Raw genomic sequence first — 2009 nt, forward strand, 5'->3', positions numbered from 1 at the left:
CAGGCGTTCTGTGACAGGCAAGACGTCGTGCTTTCATTTGCCGTGGGGCATTGGCCTTGTGGTGATTGTAGGTACGTACAATGTTATATTTTACCATGGAGAGTTTGATCCTGGCTCAGGATGAACGCTGGCTACAGGCTTAACACATGCAAGTCGAGGGGCAGCATGGCGGATGCTTGCATCTGCCGATGGCGACCGGCGCACGGGTGAGTAACGCGTATCCAACCTACCATCAAGCAGGGGACAATCCGTAGAAATGCGGTCTGATACCCTATGTATTCCAACGAGGTCCTCCGTGTTGGAAGAAAGGTTTATCCGCTTGTTGATGGGGATGCGTCCGATTAGCTTGTTGGCGGGGCAACGGCCCACCAAGGCAACGATCGGTAGGGGTTCTGAGAGGAAGGTCCCCCACACTGGAACTGAGACACGGTCCAGACTCCTACGGGAGGCAGCAGTGAGGAATATTGGTCAATGGGCGTAAGCCTGAACCAGCCAAGTAGCGTGCAGGATGACGGCCCTATGGGTTGTAAACTGCTTTTATACGGGGATAAAGTGCGCCACGTGTGGTGTTTTGCAGGTACCGTATGAATAAGGACCGGCTAATTCCGTGCCAGCAGCCGCGGTAATACGGAAGGTCCGGGCGTTATCCGGATTTATTGGGTTTAAAGGGAGCGTAGGCCGCATGTCAAGCGTGTTGTGAAATGCAGGTGCTCAACACCTGGATTGCAGCGCGAACTGTCGTGCTTGAGTGTGCGCAACGTTGGCGGAATTCGTCGTGTAGCGGTGAAATGCTTAGATATGACGAGGAACCCCGATTGCGAAGGCAGCTGACGGGAGCATAACTGACGCTGAAGCTCGAAGGTGCGGGTATCGAACAGGATTAGATACCCTGGTAGTCCGCACGGTAAACGATGGATGCCCGCCGTCCGCCCTTTTATTGGGCGTGTGGCCAAGCGAAAGCATTAAGCATCCCACCTGGGGAGTACGCCGGCAACGGTGAAACTCAAAGGAATTGACGGGGGCCCGCACAAGCGGAGGAACATGTGGTTTAATTCGATGATACGCGAGGAACCTTACCCGGGCTTGAATTGCAGAGGAACGATCCAGAGATGGTGAGGCCCTTCGGGGCTTCTGCGAAGGTGCTGCATGGTTGTCGTCAGCTCGTGCCGTGAGGTGTCGGCTCAAGTGCCATAACGAGCGCAACCCCTCTCCGCAGTTGCCATCGGGTTATGCCGGGCACTCTGTGGACACTGCCGCCGCAAGGTGTGAGGAAGGTGGGGATGACGTCAAATCAGCACGGCCCTTACGTCCGGGGCTACACACGTGTTACAATGGGGGGCACAGCAAGCCGGCCGCGTGCAAACGCGGTCCAATCCTGAAATCCCCCCTCAGTTCGGACTGGGGTCTGCAACCCGACCCCACGAAGCTGGATTCGCTAGTAATCGCGCATCAGCCATGGCGCGGTGAATACGTTCCCGGGCCTTGTACACACCGCCCGTCAAGCCATGAAAGCCGGGGGTGCCTGAAGTCCGTGACCGGAAGGATCGGCCTAGGGCAAAACTGGTGATTGGGGCTAAGTCGTAACAAGGTAGCCGTACCGGAAGGTGCGGCTGGAACACCTCCTTTCTGGAGCTGTCGCCTGTGAGGTGTGCGTTGTATGAAAGGTATTGCCTTAAGGCATGTGTGCCCCTCTGGGGCGTGTATGCCTTGTGTTTTTGAAGGGATGATGCCGTCCGGCCCGTGTGGCCGTATGGCGGTGACGGTTCGTTCAGCCGTTCCCAATCTTCTTGCTGCTGCTGCCCTGTTTTTGACAAGCAAGGGAAGAAGGAAGCCGGGCTGCCTCCGGTCCCCGTTTTTTGACAAGGGCCTAGGGGCGCTAGAGAGTCCTATAGCTCAGTTGGTCAGAGCGCCACACTGATAATGTGGAGGTCGGCAGTTCAAGTCTGCCTGGGACTACTTTTGCAATTCAGAATTCAGGATTCAAAATTCAAGATTGCCGTCCGGCGAGG

General features: G+C 56.2%; 1 tRNA gene and 1 rRNA gene. Both read left to right on the forward strand.

Going from position 1 to position 2009, the window contains the following annotated elements:
- Nucleotides 1-92: 92 nt before the first annotated feature.
- A 16S ribosomal RNA gene (locus L888_RS0111075) occupies nucleotides 93-1626 on the forward strand.
- Nucleotides 1627-1882: 256 nt separating this feature from the next.
- A tRNA-Ile gene (locus L888_RS0111080) sits at nucleotides 1883-1956 on the forward strand.
- Nucleotides 1957-2009 lie beyond the last annotated feature (53 nt).

Source organism: Hallella seregens ATCC 51272 (genome assembly GCF_000518545.1).
Taxonomy (GTDB): domain Bacteria; phylum Bacteroidota; class Bacteroidia; order Bacteroidales; family Bacteroidaceae; genus Prevotella; species Prevotella seregens.